The organism is Dietzia sp. NPDC055343 (assembly GCF_053645265.1).
Genome location: NZ_JBSHMJ010000001.1, coordinates 1 through 17,869, shown reverse-complemented (window position 1 = coordinate 17,869; position 17,869 = coordinate 1). Strand labels below are relative to the sequence as shown.

At 69.8% G+C, this 17,869-nt stretch carries 16 protein-coding genes, 1 tRNA gene, 1 rRNA gene and 2 pseudogenes; all 20 read right to left on the bottom strand.

Annotated features, from left to right (window positions below; genetic code table 11):
• Window positions 1-134: 134 nt before the first annotated feature.
• Window positions 135-263 (bottom strand): annotated as a pseudogene (locus ACWIE7_RS00100) (IS30 family transposase); the annotation flags it as partial.
• A gap of 419 nt (window positions 264-682) precedes the next feature.
• A tRNA-Pro gene (locus ACWIE7_RS00095) sits at window positions 683-756 on the bottom strand.
• Between the two features lie 69 nt (window positions 757-825).
• Window positions 826-2,283 (bottom strand): ribosome biogenesis GTPase Der, encoded by a 1,458-nt coding sequence (der, locus tag ACWIE7_RS00090; protein ID WP_452098761.1) that lies wholly within the window; start codon window positions 2,281-2,283, stop codon window positions 826-828.
• Entirely contained in the window at window positions 2,280-2,999 is a 720-nt protein-coding gene (gene cmk / locus ACWIE7_RS00085) for a (d)CMP kinase (RefSeq protein ID WP_452098760.1), read from the bottom strand. The genes der and cmk overlap by 4 nt, the downstream gene beginning before the upstream one ends.
• A pseudogene (locus ACWIE7_RS00080) lies at window positions 2,996-3,733 on the bottom strand (pseudouridine synthase); the annotation flags it as partial. The pseudogene ACWIE7_RS00080 and the gene cmk, both read right to left, overlap by 4 nt.
• Window positions 3,734-3,761: 28 nt before the next feature.
• Window positions 3,762-4,466 carry an SMC-Scp complex subunit ScpB gene (gene scpB, locus ACWIE7_RS00075; protein ID WP_452098759.1) on the bottom strand — a complete coding sequence of 235 codons (705 nt, stop codon included), beginning with the start codon at window positions 4,464-4,466 and terminating at the stop codon, window positions 3,762-3,764.
• A complete protein-coding gene (locus tag ACWIE7_RS00070; RefSeq protein ID WP_454068300.1) occupies window positions 4,457-5,326 on the bottom strand; it encodes a segregation and condensation protein A in 870 nt (289 codons plus the stop codon). Before ACWIE7_RS00070 ends, scpB begins: the two co-directional genes overlap by 10 nt.
• The gene (locus ACWIE7_RS00065; RefSeq protein ID WP_454068381.1) at window positions 5,323-6,198 is read right to left on the bottom strand and encodes a ParA family protein; all 876 of its coding nucleotides are present in this window, start codon (window positions 6,196-6,198) and stop codon (window positions 5,323-5,325) included. Before ACWIE7_RS00065 ends, ACWIE7_RS00070 begins: the two co-directional genes overlap by 4 nt.
• 74 nt (window positions 6,199-6,272) lie before the next feature.
• Entirely contained in the window at window positions 6,273-7,223 is a 951-nt protein-coding gene (locus ACWIE7_RS00060) for a site-specific tyrosine recombinase XerD (RefSeq protein ID WP_452098757.1), read from the bottom strand.
• Window positions 7,224-7,237: 14 nt separating this feature from the next.
• Window positions 7,238-7,807 carry an NUDIX domain-containing protein gene (locus tag ACWIE7_RS00055; RefSeq protein ID WP_452098755.1) on the bottom strand — a complete coding sequence of 190 codons (570 nt, stop codon included), beginning with the start codon at window positions 7,805-7,807 and terminating at the stop codon, window positions 7,238-7,240.
• Window positions 7,808-7,810: 3 nt separating this feature from the next.
• Window positions 7,811-9,544: a CTP synthase gene (locus tag ACWIE7_RS00050; protein ID WP_454058142.1), complete on the bottom strand. Its 1,734-nt coding sequence runs from the start codon at window positions 9,542-9,544 to the stop codon at window positions 7,811-7,813.
• A 76-nt stretch (window positions 9,545-9,620) separates the two neighbouring features.
• Entirely contained in the window at window positions 9,621-10,553 is a 933-nt protein-coding gene (locus ACWIE7_RS00045) for a copper transporter (RefSeq protein ID WP_454068299.1), read from the bottom strand.
• Window positions 10,550-11,722: a putative cytokinetic ring protein SteA gene (gene steA / locus ACWIE7_RS00040; protein WP_454068298.1), complete on the bottom strand. Its 1,173-nt coding sequence runs from the start codon at window positions 11,720-11,722 to the stop codon at window positions 10,550-10,552. The genes ACWIE7_RS00045 and steA overlap by 4 nt, the downstream gene beginning before the upstream one ends.
• A gap of 59 nt (window positions 11,723-11,781) precedes the next feature.
• Complete coding sequence (gene recN, locus ACWIE7_RS00035) at window positions 11,782-13,527, bottom strand: DNA repair protein RecN (RefSeq protein ID WP_454068297.1); 1,746 nt, start codon at window positions 13,525-13,527, stop codon at window positions 11,782-11,784.
• 9 nt (window positions 13,528-13,536) lie between these two features.
• Complete coding sequence (locus tag ACWIE7_RS00030; RefSeq protein WP_454068296.1) at window positions 13,537-14,466, bottom strand: NAD kinase; 930 nt, start codon at window positions 14,464-14,466, stop codon at window positions 13,537-13,539.
• Window positions 14,463-15,281, bottom strand: a complete 819-nt coding sequence (locus ACWIE7_RS00025; RefSeq protein ID WP_452098749.1) for a TlyA family RNA methyltransferase — start codon at window positions 15,279-15,281, stop codon at window positions 14,463-14,465. The genes ACWIE7_RS00030 and ACWIE7_RS00025 overlap by 4 nt, the downstream gene beginning before the upstream one ends.
• Window positions 15,281-15,499, bottom strand: a complete 219-nt coding sequence (locus ACWIE7_RS00020; protein ID WP_452098747.1) for a hypothetical protein — start codon at window positions 15,497-15,499, stop codon at window positions 15,281-15,283. The genes ACWIE7_RS00025 and ACWIE7_RS00020 overlap by 1 nt, the downstream gene beginning before the upstream one ends.
• 9 nt (window positions 15,500-15,508) lie before the next feature.
• A complete protein-coding gene (locus ACWIE7_RS00015; protein ID WP_454068295.1) occupies window positions 15,509-16,507 on the bottom strand; it encodes an HAD-IIA family hydrolase in 999 nt (332 codons plus the stop codon).
• Window positions 16,508-16,514: 7 nt separating this feature from the next.
• On the bottom strand, window positions 16,515-17,132 hold the full coding sequence (locus ACWIE7_RS00010; RefSeq protein WP_454068294.1) for a hypothetical protein: 618 nt from the start codon (window positions 17,130-17,132) through the stop codon (window positions 16,515-16,517).
• A 646-nt stretch (window positions 17,133-17,778) separates the two neighbouring features.
• Window positions 17,779-17,869, bottom strand: a 5S ribosomal RNA gene (gene rrf, locus ACWIE7_RS00005); the annotation flags it as partial.

The window sequence follows — 17,869 nt, the reverse complement described above, 5'->3', positions numbered from 1 at the left end:
CAGACTTGGGCGCCGCTCACGCCTCTGCTGGCCGACCACGCCACCTCGAGATCCTGTGGCGCGGATCGGGTTCCATCTGCACCCGGGACACAACGGTCACGTGGGTTCTATAGATCGTCGCAGCGCGATGATCCCTAAACTGAGGCTGAAAGGTCTCGCATCCGCCCGGCGGGTGTGTCTAGGTTCAGGGTCGTGCAGGGGCGGCCGTTGTGCTCCTGGGCTACGTGCTCGAGATCCACAGGGCCGAAGACGCCGAGGTCGGTTCAACCGGCACGGCAGCTCGGCGACGATCCATCGCTCGAGCCCGCAACAAGTGGTACCCGCACCGCTCGGCCATGGACGTACGAGTCATCCCTCTGGGTGGCGTACTCACAGCCCGGCAGCCATCCCGGCCCGATACTCCAACGACGAACTGGCACCGACCGCGCGAGCAACATCCATCGATTCCATTCCCGACGCCAAAGCAGCCCTGATCGCGGCACGCTCATCACCGGTCGAATGCCGCTACGCCGCCGCCACCGGCCAAGTGCGCGAATGCGCCGACGGACACTCCCAAGAAGAGCCCTCAACAGCCACAACGCAACATCTCAAATGCACTCAGGTGTTGCAACGTCCCCAGAATTCGCCTCACGCGCAGGAATGACAAAAAGCCCTGGCGGGAATTCCCACCAGGGCTTTAGTGTCGGGCTGACAGGATTTGAACCTGCGACCCCTTGACCCCCAGTCAAGTGCGCTACCAAGCTGCGCCACAGCCCGTCTCCCGCGGCTCTCACCGCGGCGACTGCAACAGAGTATCGCACCCCCGGTCGCAACTGGAAATCGGGGTCACTTCCGCTGTCGGCGTTCCTTGACCCGCACATTGACGCGCACCGGGGAACCGTCGAACCCGAAGGTCTCCCGCAGCCGTCGCTCGAGGAATCGGCGGTAATTCGCCTCGAGGAACCCGGTCGAGAAGAACACGAACGTGGGCGGCCGGGTGGTCGCCTGGGTGCAGAACCTGATCCTGGGCAGACGCCCACCCCGCATCGGGGGAGGCGTGGCCGCCACGACCTCGTTCATCCACGTGTTGAGCGGTCCGGTCGGGATCCGCTTGTCCCACGACTCCAGGGCCGTCTCCATCGCGGGGACCAACTTGGCCAGTGACCGTCCCGTCTGGGCGGAGATGTTGACGCGATGCGCCCACGTCAGAACCTTGGACAGCTCGCGGTCGATCTCCCGGTCGAGGTCGTAACGCCGGTCCTCGTCGACGAGGTCCCACTTGTTGAACGCGATCACCAATGCGCGCCCGGCGTCGGCGACCATCGAGATGACCCGCAGGTCCTGCTCGGTGATCGGCTCGGAGGCGTCGAGGAGCAACACGACCACCTCGGCCGCCTCGATCGCGCCGCGGGTCCGCAGGGACGCGTAGTACTCGTGTCCGTAGGCCTGATTGACTTTTCGGCGCAGGCCCGCGGTATCCACGAATCGCCAGGTCCGGCCACCGAGGTCGACCAGCGAATCCACCGGGTCCACCGTCGTGCCAGCGACGTTGTCGACCACCGAGCGGTCCTCGCCGGTGAGCTTGTTGAGAAGACTGGACTTGCCCACGTTGGGCTTGCCCACCAGCGCGACGCGTCGGGGGACGTCGGTCACCTCCCGCATCGTCGCCTTGGACGGCAACCCGCTCATGATCGCGTCCAGGAGGTCGCCCGTGCCCCGTCCGTGCGCGGCCGAGAGTGCATACGGCTGGTCCAGGCCCAGCGCCCAGAACTCGGCGGACTCGAGCTCCGCCTTCTCACTGTCGACCTTGTTCACCGCGAGGATCACGGGGGTGTCGGACCGGCGCAACGACTTGGCGACGGTCTCGTCCCCAGAGGTGATCCCCACGGTGCCGTCGCACACCAACACGATGAGGTCGGCGGTCCCCATCGCGATCTCCGCCTGCTGGGCGATCGACCGGTGCATCCCCTTGGCGTCCTGCTCCCAGCCGCCGGTGTCCTGCACCATGAACGCCCGGCCGTTCCACAGCGCCTCATAGGACACGCGGTCCCGGGTCACGCCGGGAACGTCCTCGACGACCGCCTCACGCCGTCCGATGATCCGGTTCACCAGGGTGGACTTTCCGACGTTGGGCCGGCCGACGATCGCGACGGTCGGCAGGATCTCGACGCCTTCGGCCTCCGTCCCGATCTGGTCCGCGTACTCGGCCGCGATCGACTCCCAGTCGGTCTCGTCGCTCCACCCGTCTTCGACGGTCTCCTCGGCCGGGCCGGTGGGCAGGTCGAAATCCTCGGTGCCGGTCACTGTGCGTTCCCTTCTACGGTGGCGCCCTGCGACGCCTCGGTTCCCTCGGCGAGCGCGACCAGGCGGTCGAGCACCTCCTCGAGGGTGAGGTCTGAGGTGTCGATCACCACGGCGTCGGCCGCCGGCCGAAGCGGGCTCGCCGCGCGCGTGGAGTCCTTGCGGTCGCGCTCGATGACCGCGGCGAGCACCTCGTCGTACTCGGCCGCGCGTCCTGCGGCCCGGTCCTGATCGGTACGCCGCCGGGCCCGCACCTCGGGGCTGGCGGTGAGGTACACCTTCACCTCCGCGTCGGGCAGGACCACAGTCCCGATGTCCCGGCCCTCGAGGACCACGGTGCCGCCGCCGGCCGCGAGACGGCGCTGCAACCTCACGAGATTCTCCCGCACCTGCGCGACTGCGGACACCGCGGAGACGTTCGCGGTGACGGGGGCAGTCCGGATCTCCTCGCTCACGTCCTCGGAATCCAGCAGGATCCGCTCGGCCCCGGCGTCGGTACCGATCTCCAGCGGGAGATCCGCGGTCGCGGCGCTCACCGCCTCGCCGTCCTCGGGGTCGATCCCCTCACGGAGCACGTGCAGGGTCGCCACCCGGTACATCGCGCCGGTATCGAGATAGGCACCACCGACACGCCCGGCGAGGGTACGTGCGAGCGTGGACTTGCCCGTTCCGGCGGGCCCGTCGATCGCGATACGGCGGCTCGGACGTGACGCGCTCACAGCCCCACCGCCGCGTACAGGTCGGAGACCTCTTTACGGTTGAGCTTGCGAAAGCTCCCCGCGCGCTGGTCACCGAGCGCCACCGCGCCGAACCTGGTCCGCACCAGCGCCTCGACCGGGTGCCCCACTTCGGCGAGGATCCGGCGGACGATGTGCTTGCGTCCCTCGTGCAGGACCACCTTGACGAGCGATTTGCCGTCGTGGACGTCGAGTAGTGAGAACTGGTCGACCTTCGCCGGGCCGTCCTCCAGCTCGACACCGTCCCGCAGCTGCTTACCCACTCCCCTGCCCACGACACCGGTCACGGTCGCCATGTAGGTCTTGGACACCTCGTACGACGGGTGCATGAGCCGGTGCGCCAGCTCTCCGTCGTTGGTGACCAGGAGCAGGCCCTCGGTGTCGGCGTCGAGCCGACCCACGTGGAACAGTCGCTGCCCCGCGTCGATGCGGTCCGCGACCAGGTCGCCCACGCAGGGCCGTCCCCGCTCGTCGGACATCGTGGTGTGGTAGCCGCGCGGCTTGTTCAGGGCGAGGTGGACCAGGGTGTCGTCGAGGACGATCCTCGTGCCGTCCACGCGGATCACCGCGGTCGCGGGATCGACCTTGATGCCCATCTCGCGGACGACCCGGCCGTTGACCTCGACCCTTCCCCTCGCGATCAGGTCCTCGGAGGCGCGCCTGGAGGCCACACCTGCCTGGGCGAGGATCTTCTGGAGCCGGACCGGTGCGCCTTCTCGGCCAGCGGATTCAGTCATGGGGATGTCACATCTCTTCGTGGTCGGGTTCGGTTTCGGGTGCGGTCGCCGACGTCCGGCGCCGCCCCACGGGGATCCGCGGATCCTCCGCGGGATCGTCACTCATCTCATCGACCAGGTCGACGTCCGGTAGCAACGGGGCGATGTCCGGAAGCTCATCGAGCGACACGAGGCCCAATCTTTCCAGAAATAGCTCCGTGGTCCTATACAGGATGCCCCCGGTATCGGCGTCAGTGCCGCATTCCACGGCCAATCCGCGCGCGACGAGGGTCCGCATCACGCCGTCGACGTTGACGCCGCGCACCGCCGCGATGCGTGAACGCGTGACCGGCTGGCGGTAGGCGATCACCGCGAGGGTCTCGAGCGCCGCGCGGGTGAGCGTGGACCGCGTGCCGTCCGTCAGGAGCCGCTCTACATACGGGGCGAGCTCGCGACGGGTGTAGAGGCGCCACCCCTCGCCCGTGCGTCGCAGATCCATCCCGCTGCCCGTCGCCGTCAGTTCATCGCGCCAGGCCCGCAGCGCGGCGTCCACCTCACCGACCGATGCACCGGCGGCCGAGGCCAGTGCCGACTCCGGCGTGGGTTGGTCCACCACCAGCAGCAGCGCCTCCAGTCGAGCGCGCAGGGGCGGAGCATCGGGATCCGGGTCCGCCGCCAGGCCCGTGTCCGTGCCGGGGGCTCCGGCGTTGTCGTCGTCGTCACTCACGTCCACTCGTCCCTTCCCCGCGTCACCTCGTCGGCCTCCTCGCCCGTCCAACTCACCAGGAGGTCGCCCAGCGCCTCGTCCTGGGCGAGCGCGACCGCCCGCGCCCTGTACAACTCCAACAGCGCCAGAAAGCGTGCGACGACGACGAGGGATTCCTCACACCCGGAGACGAGTTCACGGAAGTCCACCCACTCCCCGTGCCCCCGGAACCGCAACAGTTCCAGGACCCGGCCCGCCTGTTCCGGCACCGACACTGCGGGCGCATGGACGTGCGCCACACCCACCTCGTCGACCGGGCGCGGCCGAAACGCCACCGCGGCGATGGTGGCGAGCTGGGTTGCATCCACCCCCAGCTCGACCTCGGGCAGCAGGCCCAGGAACTCCTCGTCCGGGCCCGCGGTCCGCGGGTACGCGCGGCGCGCGGTGCGATCGAGTTCGGCGAACAGTTCGGCGACCCGCCGGAACGCCCGGAACTGCAGTAGCCGGGCGAACAACAGATCGCGGGCCTGCAGTAGTGCCAGGTCCTCCGGGTCCTGGACCTCACCCGAGGGCACCAGGCGCGCGGTCTTGAGATCGAGCAGCGTCGCGGCCACCACGAGGAACTCGGTGACCTCCTCGAGTCCGGCCTCCGCCCCCAGCTGCCGCGTGTGGGCGATGAACTCGTCGGTGACGGCGTGGAGCGCCACCTCGGTCACGTCGAGGCGGCGGGAATCGATCAGCTTGAGGAGCAGGTCGAACGGGCCCGTGAAGTTGGTCAGGTGAACGGTGAAAGCGCGGGCGACCGCCTCCCCCGGAGCGACCGCCTCGTCGACCGTCGGTGTCCCCTCCCCCTGAGGGGCCTGTACGTCGGACACCGGGCCGCTCATCTACCGCGCTGGATGACCTCGCGGGCCAGCGCCCGGTACGCTTGGGCGCCGCCCGAACGCGGCGCCCACGTCGTGATGGGCTCGCCGGCCACGGTCGTCTCCGGGAACCGGACGGTCCGGGTGACCAGGGTGTCGAAGACCTTGTCGCCGAACACCTCGACCACCCGACCCAGCACATCGCGCGCGTGGACGGTGCGGCGGTCGAACATGGTGATGAGGATGCCCGTCAGGTGCAGGCGCGGGTTGATCCGATCGCGCACCTTGTCGATCGTGTCGGTGAGCAGTGCCAGACCACGCAGCGAGAAGTACTCGCACTCCATGGGGATGAGCACGCCGTCGGAGCAGGCCAGCGCGTTGACCGTGAGCAGTCCGAGCGAGGGCTGGCAGTCGACCAGCACATAGTCGTAGCGGTCCAGCACCGGGTACAGCGCCCGACCCAAGGCCTGCTCGCGCCCGACCTCGTTGACCAGCTGGATCTCGGCCGCCGACAGGTCGATGTTGGCCGGGATGAGGTCCACGCCCTCGACCCGAGTGCGCACCAGCACCTCCTCCGTGGAGACGCTGTAGTCGACCAGCAGGTTGTAGACGGTCAACTCGAGTTCGTGGTGCCGGATCCCCAGCCCCGCGGAGAGCGCGCCCTGCGGGTCGAGGTCCACCACGAGCACCCGACGCCCGTACTCGGCGAGCGCGGCCGCGAGGTTGATGGTGCTGGTGGTCTTGCCGACGCCGCCCTTCTGGTTGCACATCGACAGGACGATCGCCGGGCCGTGCGTGGTGAGCGGCTCGGGGTCGGGGATCGCGGAGAAACCCTCACCTGCTGCCGGGTCGTCGGCTCCCAACAGTTCCGCGCGGGAGAACAGTGCGGGGTCCATCGCCCCAGTGTTCTGCGCCACCCGCGTCTCCTCTCGTCGCCCTCACCCGCACCCGGGCCGTATCCCCGGCCACGTTACCGTGCCCGCGGGTGACACTCGGCCCAGACCTCGCGCAGCGTGTCGACGGTGACGAGCGTGTACACCTGGGTCGTGGTGACCGACGAGTGTCCCAGGAGCTCCTGGACCACCCGGATGTCCGCGCCGCCGTCGAGAAGATGGGTGGCGAACGAGTGCCGGAAAGAGTGCGGCGAGACATCGGTTGCCAAGCCCGCGCGTCGCGCCGCAGCGGACACGACGTTCCACAGTGTCTGTCGGGAGAGACGGCCGCCGCGGGTGTTGAGGAACAGGGCGGCTCCGCCCTTCACCGCCAGTGCGGGCCTGGCCCGCACGAGGTAGGCGTTCACCGCCTCGCACGCCGGCCGCCCCAGGGGCACGATGCGTTCCTTACCGCCTTTTCCGCGCAGGATCACCGCACCCCCCTCGGGCCGGTCGAGTCCGTCGAGGTCATCGACGTCCAGTCCGATCAGCTCGGCGGCGCGTGCCCCGGAGGCGTAGAGCAACTCGAGCATGGCGCGGTCACGAAGGCGGGCGGGCTCGGTATCGGTCTCCGTCCCGCCGGCGGCCTCGATCATCGCGATCATCCGGTCCACCGGTACGGCCTTGGGGAGCCTGCGGGGCGGGCTGGGGGGTGTGACCGCCGCAGCCGCGTCGACGGGGGTCGCCCCGTCCCGTGTCGAGAAACGGTGCAGGCCCCTCACCGCCGCGAGTGCCCGCGCGACCGAGCTGGGCGCGAGTGCTCGACGGCCGGCCTCGGGGTCCGCGGTGGACAGGGCGGTGCGGAAGTCCTCGACGTGGGACTCGCTCACCGCCCCGAGGTCCGTCACCCCCGCCGCGTCGAGGTGCCGCCGGTACCGGTCGAGGTCGCGCCTATAGGCGGCGAGGGTGTGGGTCGAGGCCCCCCGTTCGACGACGAGGTGATCGAGATACCCGCGGATCTGCGACTCCACGGTCACCGTCTCGACCATGCTCTGACGAGCCGTCAGGCTCGGTCGAGCAGCGTCCGGGCCGCGAGGATGCCCGCCACGGCGATGCCGTTGACGATCCGACCGTCCAGGACCGCGTCGACGGCGTCTGCCAGCGGCATGCGCGTGACCTCCATGTCCGCCTCCTCGTGCCGGGCCTCCGGCCGACCGACGTCACGTAGGCCGGTGGCCAGGTAGACGTGGACACGTTCGGTGCTGAAACCCGGGGACGGGACGATTTCCACGACCGACCGCCAGTCGTCGGCCTCGACCCCGGCCTCCTCGACGAGTTCGCGCCGCGCGGTCTCCACCGGCGGCTCGCCCTCGACATCGCACAGGCCTGCGGGCAGCTCCCACAGGCGTTCTCCCACGGCGTGGCGGTACTGGCGGACCAGGACGATCCGCCCCTCGGAGTCCAGCGCGACTACGGCCGCCGCGTCGTCATGGCCACAGATCTCCCGGTCCGCGGTGCCCCCGCCCGGCATGGTCAGGGTGTCGACGCGCAGGCGGACGACGCGGCCGTCGAAGATCTCGCGACTCGCCACCGTCCGGTAGTCATGCGAACCGGGAGTACCTGGATCCGACATGGCTCAGCCGTCGTCGTCCGCCACGGCGGTCTCGCCCTGCTGACCCTCGCGCCACGGCTCGACGGGCAGACGCATCTCGTTCTCGTAGTCCAACGCAGCCTTGATGAACGCCGCGAACAGCGGGTGCGGACGGGTGGGCCGGGACTTGTACTCCGGGTGGGCCTGCGTGGCCACGAAGAACGGGTGCTGGTCACGCGGGTACTCGACGAACTCGACCAGGTGGCCGTCCGGGGACGTGCCGGAGAACTGCAGACCCGACTCGGAGACCTTGTCGCGGTAGGCGTTGTTGACCTCGAAGCGGTGACGGTGGCGCTCGGAGATCTCCGTGGCACCGTAGGCCTCCGCCACGAGGGAGCCCTTGCCGAGAACGGCCGGGTAGGCGCCCAGTCGCATCGTGCCGCCCAGGTCCGCGTTGCCGGACACCGCGTCGACCTGATCGGCCATCGTCGAGATCACCGGGTGCTGGGTGTCCGGCTCGAACTCGGTGGACGAGGCATCTTCGAGCCCGACCGAGCGGGCGGCCTCGATGACCGAGCACTGCAGGCCCAGGCACAGCCCGAGCAACGGGATGCGGTTCTTGCGCGACCACGAGATGGCGCCGAGCTTGCCCTCGATGCCACGGATACCGAACCCGCCGGGGATCAGCATGCCGTCGACGCCCCGCAGTGCCTCCCGCGCGCCCGCCTCGGTCGCGCAGACGTCGGACTCGACCCACCGGATGTTGACCCGGGCGTGGTGGGCGAAGCCACCCGCACGCAGGGCCTCGGTGACCGAGAGGTAGGCATCCGGCAGGTCGATGTACTTGCCGACAAGAGCGATCTCGACCTCTTCGCGCGGCTCGTGCACGCGCGCGAGCAGGTCGCCCCAGACGGTCCAGTCCACGTCGCGGAACGGCAGGTTGAGCTTGCGGATCACGTGGGTGTCCAGGTGCTCGGAGAACAGCACCTTGGGGATGTCGTAGATGCTCGGCGCGTCAGGGGTGGAGACCACACCCTCCAGGTCGACGTCGCACATGAGCGCGATCTTGGCCTTGAGCGCGTCGGGGACGTCACGATCGCATCGCAGCACCAGCCCGTCCGGCACGATGCCGATCGAGCGCAAGGCTGCCACCGAGTGCTGGGTGGGCTTGGTCTTGAGCTCACCGGACGGCGCGAGGTACGGCACCAGGGAGACGTGGAGGAAGAAGATGTTCTCGCGGCCGACCGAGTGGCGCACCTGCCGGCATGCCTCGAGGAACGGCTGCGACTCGATGTCGCCGACGGTCCCACCGACCTCGGTGATCACCACGTCCGGGGTCCGGCCCTCGGCGTCGGGGGCGCCCATCGCGATGATGCGCTCCTTGATGGCATCCGTGATGTGCGGGATCACCTGCACGGTGTCGCCGAGATACTCGCCGCGACGCTCCTTGGCGATGACCGCCGAGTACACCTGACCGGTGGTCACGTTGGCATTGGCGCTCAGATCCCGATCGAGGAACCGCTCGTAGTGTCCGAGGTCGAGGTCCGCCTCCGCGCCGTCCTCGGTGACGAACACCTCACCATGCTGGAACGGGTTCATCGTACCGGGATCGACATTGATGTACGGGTCGAGCTTCTGCATGGTCACCCGGAGCCCGCGGGCGGTGAGCAACTGCCCCAGACTCGAGGCGGTGAGCCCCTTGCCCAGCGACGACGCCACGCCACCGGTGACGAAAATATGCTTGGTCGCGGACCGCGATCCGGCTCGGTTCAGTGCCAAGGGGACTCCCGTGTCAAGACTCCGGAATGGATGAAAGCTGGTGCGGCTCCGGTGCACCCCACGGGGCTTCAGGCTATCACCGAGTCTGCGTCGGGGGGAGCGACGGCGCCGCAGCGGTCGCATCGTGTCGCAGGCCATAGTCACCCTGCCCGCGCTCGAGCTGTTCCGCCAGCGCCAGGACCGTGGCCAGGCGCCCGGCCGCGGTGCCCGCGTTGTCCACGGTCGACGCGTCCTCCTGCCCCGAGGACCGGAGTACCAGGACGGCGTCCTGACCCGCCCCGGCACCGATCGCGCTCGCCACGACCACGCCTGCGCCCTCGCTGTCGAGCGTCCGGGCCAGGGAGGCGGTCCGCACAGCAGCCGCCTCGTCGCCCCCGGGCCCTGTCACGAGCACGGCCAGCTGGCCGGGACGGATGGTCCCCGGCTCGTAGGCGATCATCTCCGCGTCGGCCAACGTGGTGAGCACTGTCGCCCGGTCCTCGTCGTCGAGGTGCGGCTCGGCGTCCTCGCCGCGCAGAAGGCCGGCCCGCCCGAGAGCCGTACCCAGTTGGGCTCCCATGTCGGCGTCCCCGGCGGGTGCGTCCCCGATGGGGAGATTGGCCACGAGGGCCGCCAACTCGGAGTCGGCCTCCGGGTCGACAGCCCGGTCCGTCAGTCGGATCCGGCCGGCATCTATCCCACCCGCCAGGGAGATCGCCTCGGTGACCGCGTCGACGTCCTCGGCCGAAGCACCGGGGGCCACCACGACGAGCACAGGCCGGTCCGCGAGTCGACCGTCGACCACAGCGGGGGTGAGATCGGCGGCCAGGGCGCCGAGTCGATCGTTCGCCAGTCGGCTCTGGTCCAGTTCCCGCTGGGCGGCCTCGAGCTGCCCGGCGGTCGTCTCCTCCCTGTCGACCACCGCGTCCCGGATGGACGTCGCCACGGACGTCGATCCGAGTACCACCCCCACCGCGAGCGCGAGAAAGACCGCGACCAGGGTGAGGACGTGGCGACGCAGGGAGATCACCGGATGAGCCCCTGGACCCACAGCGCGAAGGAGTTCCAGCTCTCGACAGCCCAGACGAGCAGGTCCTGCGCGGAATCGCGCATGAGCACCACCACCGCGACGGCGACGAGAGCGGCCAGCACGACCAGCGCCAGGCCGATCCCGGCACCACGCGAGCGGTAGAGGGTCGCGCAGGCCTCGGCATGGACAAGGCGGGACGCCACGGTGGTGTCCACCATGGTCGACGACGGGGACGACGACGCGCCGAAGGCGTTCTCGAGCCCCCGGGCCTCGCCGGTGGCGACGATCATCTCGGCGCCGCCGTGGTAGGCGAGCAGCAGCGCCATGTCGCGGGCGGTCGCCGCGGCGGGAAAGGTCGTCGCACCGATCCCCAGCTCGGAGATGCGCTCCAGGCCCTCCGCGCGACCGTCGCGATCCGCGGGCACCACGAGGACGGCGCCGTCGGTGAGAACCTCGTCGGAGACCGCGGTGGGGGTGGCGACGACGAGATCGGCGGTCAGCTTCGCTGCGCGCAGCAACTCGGCGCCGCCGTCGACACCCACCAGGACGGGCCGGTACTCGCGGATGAACGGTTTGAGGTCCGCCAACTGATCCTTCGAGGCCTCCGAGCCGGTCACCACCACCACGTGACGGTCGACGAAGTCCACGTCGATCTCCGGTAGCCCCTCCCCGTCCAGGAGGAGCTGGTGCTCGATGCTCAGGAACTCGGTGGAATTGGCCAGGTGAGCCAGCGCGGATTCGACGTAGGAGCTCTCTGCCGCGTCGACCTCGGCGAGCAGATCGGTCGAGTCGGCCTCGCGTCCGGTGGCCAGTTCCTCGTCGGTCTTGACCGCGTAGACCACGCCCTCGTCGATGCGGACACGGGTGCCGTCCGCCACCTCGGACAGGTCCGCGTCCTCGATCACCGGCACCGTGGATCCGGCGAGGATGCGGAATGCCGCGCGCGGCAACATCTCCTCTCCCGGACGAGCGACGTGGACGACCGCGGCCACCCCGGCGTCGACCAGCGCCCGGGCGGTCGCAGCGGACGTGCGGTTGAGGTCCAGCACGACGACGTCCTTGCCGCCGAGCCTCTTCGGAGCCGGTGCCCCCGCGGGGACCTGGCGGACAGCACCGACGACACCGGCGAGATCATTGGAACGACGGTTGAGCAGACCCGACATCTTCATGTGCACGAGTATCACGCGTGTGATTCCTGTGAACAGGGAGGTCGACCCGGCGTGTCGGCTTAACGGTCGACCAGAGCTTGAGACTTCTGGCTCTGGGCGGTCTCCAGCAGCTCGCGGGCGTGGGCGAGCCCGGTGTCCGTGTCCTCCATGCCGGCCAGCATCCGTGCCAGCTCGGTGACCCGGTCGGTATCGGCGACCGCACGGACGCCCGAGACCACGGTGTCGCCCGCGTCCGCGTCGGAGTCTTTGTGCACGACCAGGTGGGTGTCCGCGTAGGCGGCCACCTGTGCGAGGTGCGTGACAGCGATGACCTGATGGGTTCGGGCGAGCCTGGCCAGACGCTTACCGATACTCAGCGCCGCTCGTCCGCCGACCCCCGCGTCGACCTCGTCGAACACCAGGGTCCCTCCCCCGGAGCGCTCGGCGAGCACCACCTCGAGGGCGAGCATGACGCGAGAGAGTTCGCCTCCGGACGCCCCCTTGCCCAGCGGCACCGCGCCCGAGGGGCCGTCCAGCTCGAGGACGACATCGTCGAGACCGGACTCGGTCGCCCCTTCCAGGCCGTCCCCTGAAGGGGTGACCCGGACCGTGAGCCGCGCTCCGCCCATCGACAGGTCCGCCATTTCGGCGGAGACGCGGTCCGCGAGGTCCGCGCCCGCTGCACGCCGCACGTCCGTCAGCGCTGCGCCCCGGTCGGCCAGCTCGGCGGCCAGCCGCGCGACGGTGGCCTCGAGCTCGGCGACCGCGGAGTCCGAGGTGTCGACCTCGGTCAACCGGACCCTGGCCTTCTCGGCCCAGTCCATCACGTCGTCGACATCGGTGCCGTACTTGCGGGTCAATGCCCGCAGATCGTGCCGGCGCTCGAGCGCCGAGTCGAGATCCGCCGCATCGACCGGGAGTTCAGCGAGGTAGAGGCCGAGTTCGGTGGCTGCGTCGCCGAGGGCCGCCACGGCCTGGCCGATGCTGGTGGCGATGGGATCAAGCGCCGGGTCGTCAGCGCCCGACAGCCGCTGACGGAGCTGATCGAGGACCCCGACCATCGGCTCCGCGGTCTCGCCGTCGCCGGCGAGGGCCTCGTGTGCCCGGCCGGCGATCTCCCGCAATTCCTCCGAATCGGTGAGCCGACGGATGAGCGCGTCGAGTTCGGCGCCCTCGCCCGACTGCGGGGCCAACGCGTCGATCTCCTCGAGCCCCATCCGCAACAGATCCGCCTCGCGCGCGAGCTCGCGGGCTCTGCCCGTGCGTTCGGCCAGCGACGCCTCGGCCCGGCGCCAGCGGCGGAAGGTCTCGCGATAGGCCTCGAGGGCAGCCCTGGCCGCGTCCCCGCCATGGGTGTCGACGGCATCACGCTGATGATCCGCCCGCAGCAGGCGAAGCTGGTCATTCTGTCCGTGAACCGCGAGCAGCGGGGCACAGAAGCGTCCCAGGGTCCCGGCGGGAACCGATCGGCCCCCGAGCCGGGCGCGCGAGCGACCGTCAGCACCTACGCGCCGCACGGCGATGACGCTGCCGTCCTCATCGAACTCGGCATCCGAGTCCTCGAGCAGTCCGTCGAGTTCCCGCCGATCGGATTCGTCCATCGTGGAAGCCGCCGTGAGGTCGAACCGGCCTTCAACGAGCGCCTTGTCCGCACCACGGCGTACGCGACCGGGGTCGGCGCGGCCGCCAGCCAGCAGCCTCAGGCCCGTGACCACCATCGTCTTTCCCGCCCCGGTCTCCCCGGTGAGAACCGACAGGCCGGGCGAGAAGTCGGCGACGGCCTCGTCGATGACGCCGAGGCCGCTAATCCGGAGTTCCGTGAGCACGCACCCACCCTAGGCGAGGGGACGGACACCTGACCGCCCGCGCCACCCTGTGACGGGAAGCTCGAACTTCGTCACCAGCCGGTCGGTGAACGGTGATTCGTCCAGTCGGACCCACTTGACCGGCCGCCGACCTCGGATTACCTCGACCCGGCTACCCGCCGGCGCGTCGATCGTCCGGCGCCCGTCGAGCACCACCGCCGAAGAACCGGACCGCACGCCGGTCTCGACCGCGACCCGCGAGGTGGGAGCGACCACCATCGGGCGGGCGAACAGCGCGTGGGCATTGTTCGGGACGACGAGGATCGCGTCGAGTTCGGGCCACACGATGGGACCGCCGGCGGAGAACGCGTACGCCGTGGAGCCGGTCGGGGTGGAGACGAGCATGCCGTCGCATCCGAAGTCGCTCACCGGCCGGCCGTCGATCTCCACCGATGCCTCGAGCACCCCCTGACGGGAGGTCTTCTCGATGCTGACCTCGTTGAGCGCCCAGTCCCGACCGAGTACCTCGTCGCCGTGGATAACGGTCGCCTCCACGGTCATCCGCTCGACCACCCGGTAGTCGCGGGCGGCGATCTGCTCGACCACACCGCTGAGGGATTCGACCTCTGACTCGGCGAGGAAGCCGATGTGCCCGAGGTTCACCCCGAGCACCGGCACGTCTGCCGCGTTGGCGTACTGGCAGGCCCTGAGGAAGGTCCCGTCACCCCCGAGCACCAGGACGAGTTCACACCCGTCCGCAGCGTCCGGCGTGTCCGGAACCGTCTCCACGCCGATACCGGTGGCCACATGAGCACTGGTGTCCTCCAGCATCCGCACGGCGATCCCGTGTCCCGCACACGCCTCGACGACCTGCGCCACGGTCGCCACGATGTCCGGGCGGCCGAAGTTTGGCTCGAGCAGGATCCGACGACCCTGGCCTGACGGCTCCGATGTGCTCATCTGGGCCCCTCCTCTACAGCCTTACGGATCGCGGCCACCGCGGAGTCACCACATTCCACGGTCTGTCCGGCGTCGACCTTACGCAAGTGCAGGAAGTACTCGACGTTGCCCGACGGGCCGGGCAGTGGGCTCGCAACGCAGTCCATCGCCTCGAGCCCGTTCTCCGCAGCGACTCTGGCGACCTCGGTCACCGCCTCGATCCGCAGCGCCGGATCGCGGACGACTCCTCCCTGCCCGACCCTGTCGCGTCCTACCTCGAACTGGGGCTTGACCATGGGCAGCAGGACTCCTTCCGGGCGCACGCAGCGGGCCAACGCCGGCAGGACCAGGGCCAGAGAGATGAACGAGAGATCCGAGACCACGAGGTCGACCTGTCCCCCGATGTCCTCGGGGGTGAGCGATCGAACGTTTGTCTTGTCGTGGACACCGACGCGCTCGTCGCTCCTCAGTCTCCACACCAACTGGCCGTACCCGACGTCCACGGCCTCGACACGGCCGGCCCCACGACTGAGCAACACGTCGGTGAACCCACCGGTCGACGCTCCCGCATCCAGGCAGCGGGCCCCGTCGACGACGACGTCGAAGGCGTCTAGGGCGCCGAGCAGTTTGTGGGCGCCGCGCGAGGCCCAGTCGGGTTCGTCGGAGGCGGTCAGCGCGATGGAGGTGGTGGGCTCCACCTGGGTCGCCGGCTTGCTCGCCGCCACACCATTGACGATCACCCGGCCGGCGGCGATCAGATCCCTTGCCCGTTCCCGGCTGTCGCACATCTTTCGGCGGACCAACTCGGCGTCGAGTCGCATACGGCGTGCGGCCATCAGCGTTGGGAGTCCAGTGCCGAGAGCGCGTCGGACAGCAACTCGTGCGCCGCATCGAGTGCCGCCACCTGGTCGTCTCGAACGGCGCCGATCTCCTCACCGCCGCTCTGGCCGGCCAGCCCTGCGGACTCAACGAGGAGGTCGTCGAATGCCACGCGGAGCGCGTCGATGTCGGGCCCCGAGGGCCCGGGTCGAGGGTGCGGTGCGGGAGAGCTCACGACTCCACGCTAGCCGACGACGAAACCCGCATCCGTCAACCGGGACGTGATGCCCGGGGTATCGCCGTCCACACGGTCGACATCCTGCGCCCAGGCCATCCGGATCACGGAACGGGCGAGCGGCACATCCCCGAGGTGATCGGGCACCGAGTCCACATGGAGGACCCCATCCCGGGCGGACACGCCGATCTCGGCTGCGGAGGCGATCAGGAAGTCCTCGCCCTCCACGTTCACCGCGGTCAGATCCCGGGCGAGATGGGTAGCCCGACGAGCCGGCGGCGCCGACAGCAGGTCCGTGGCACCGTGGACTCCGGTCAGGACCATCAGCGACGGCATACCCGCTGCGACGGCACCTTCGATATCGGTGTCGAGACGGTCACCGATGACAAGCGGACGCGTCGAGCCGGCTAGGTCGGCGGCGGCGCGGAGCACCCCGGCCGCGGGCTTACCCGCCACCAGAGGCTTGCGGGCGGTCGCCGTCTCCATCGCGGCGACGAGCGAACCGTTACCCGGCAACAGTCCCCGTTCGGTCGGCAGGGTCGCATCGGTATTGGAGGCCACCCACGGGACCCCCGTGCGGATCGCGAGGCAGCCTTCGGCGAGCTCACCCCAGGTCAGTTCCCTGGAAAGTCCCTGAAGCACGGCGTCGGGATTGTCATCCGCAGACAGGACCACCTCGAAACCCGCCTGTCGCGCGAGGTCCCGGAAGCTGTCGTGGCCCACGACGAGCACCTTGGAACCGGCAGGCACCTGAGCCGCGACCATGACGACCGCGGCCTGCGCGCTGGTCATGACCTCGTCCGCCCCGGCCGCGAAGCCGAGGTCCCGCAGGTGAGCGGCAGTATCCGCCGGGGCGCGGCTCGCGTTGTTCGTCACGTAGACGACGGGAAGGCCGGACTGCTCGAGACCTTCCGCCACACCCGGAATGGGCTCACTCCCCCGGAACAGGGTGCCGTCGAGGTCGACGAGAAGAGCATCGTGAAGTCTGGACAGGCTGGACGTACTCACCGCCGAATCAGTCCCCCATCTCTGCGAGTCGCGCCTCGGCGTCGGTGTTCTGCTCCGGGTCCGCCGCCACCGCGTACCCGAACCACTCCGCGGCCTCGGACTTGCGACCCGCGGCGAGCAGCACCTCGGCGTAGGCGTAGTCGAGACGCGCGGCGGACTCACCCTGCGCCTCCGCCGACACTCCGGCGTCCTGCAGCGTCACCAGGGCCGCATCGAGCTGCTCCATGTCCACGCGGGCCCCGGCCTCCACGATGCGGAGCTCCACGAGATCCTCGCCCTCGAGCATGCGCGACTCCTCACCGCGGGCGATCTCGATAGCCCGCTGAGGTCGCTCGAGACCACGTTCGCAGTCCGCCATCATGGCCAGCAGTCCGGGGCCGCCCGAGATTCGTCGAGCGGCACGCAGCTCCCCGAGAGCCTCAGCCCACTCCGCAGCGCGATACGCCAGTACGCCCAGCGTCTCCCGCACGACGCCGATGCGGCCGGCACGGTTCTTGGCAGCTCGACCGTGGGCCAGAGCCAGCGTGGGGTCCTCGTCGACGAAGAACATCGCCGCGACGAGATGCTTCGCCACGATCTCGGCATTGGCCTTGTCCAGGCTTCGGAGATCCCGTCGGATCTCCATGTCCAGATCCGCGGCCTCGATGTCCTCGGGAAGCGCAGGCTCGTCAGCTCGGGCCGCGGCCCGTGCATCTTGGCCGGGACGCCCCGCCCCGGAGCGATCCGAACCATATCGGCGATCAGAACCCTCGCGCCGGTCTCCGGCGTGCCGACGGTCGCCCTCGGAGCGGACGCCGCCACTCCGCGTCCGCGACCCGCCCCGGTGGTCGTTCGGCCGGGAAGCACGACGGGGGCCGCCCCCGTCACGACGAGGACCGTCCTCCCGGCGGGCGCCCGCGGCACGACGGTCGCCGCCGCCCCGGTGATCATCGCTGGCGCGTGAGCCGGAATGTTCACCGTCCGACGGCCGGCCGCGACGCGCTCCGCCATCGCCGGCGCCGCGGTCGGTGCCGTCGTACCGATTGCCGCGACGTTCACCGTAGGAGCTGTTGTCCCGTCGACCGGAGGTCTCGGCCCGGTCACCACGACGGGGTACGTCGCGGTCACCGCGGCTGGGCGACTGGTCTGCGCTGTCTGACCGGGGTTCGTTCACGTCGTTCACCTTACGTCCGCCGGGGTGCCGGCTCGGGTTCGGGTTTACAGATAGACATTCATGACAAATAGAAACAGCGGGAGGGACGTGGTGTCCCTCCCGCTGTCTATCAAATTGTGTTCGGCGGTGACCTACTCTCCCACACCCTCGCGAGTGCAGTACCATCGGCGCTGGCAGGCTTAGCTTCCGGGTTCGGAATGGGACCGGGC